This is a genomic window from Terriglobus sp. ADX1 (genome assembly GCF_036877645.1).
Taxonomy (GTDB): domain Bacteria; phylum Acidobacteriota; class Terriglobia; order Terriglobales; family Acidobacteriaceae; genus Terriglobus.
This window is the reverse complement of the sequence record NZ_JAEDXV010000091.1, coordinates 1-254: the sequence shown is the minus strand read 5'-3', so window position 1 is coordinate 254 and position 254 is coordinate 1. Positions and strand designations below refer to the sequence as shown.

At 52.8% G+C, this 254-nt stretch carries 1 pseudogene; it reads left to right on the top strand.

From position 1 onward, the window contains the following. A pseudogene (locus tag JAO32_RS19780) lies at positions 1–254 on the top strand (tetratricopeptide repeat protein); the annotation flags it as partial.

Below are 254 nucleotides of genomic sequence, written 5' to 3'. Positions count from 1 at the left end.
GTCCCGTGAACACCAGTGGTACATTCGTCGACAACCATAAGGTGTGGACGATTCATTCGGTGGCTTACGACAACACGGTTTCGGCTGGCCATTCTGTGCTTGTGCGTTATGAATTCCGTGTGCCAGCCGACGTGAAGCAGGGAGTTTCCATCACAGCACGTGTCAACTACCGGCACCTTCGTCATAGCTATACCGATAATGTCTTCGGGAAGGGAAGCGGCTACAAGGAATTGCCCGTAGTCGAAATCGCTTCG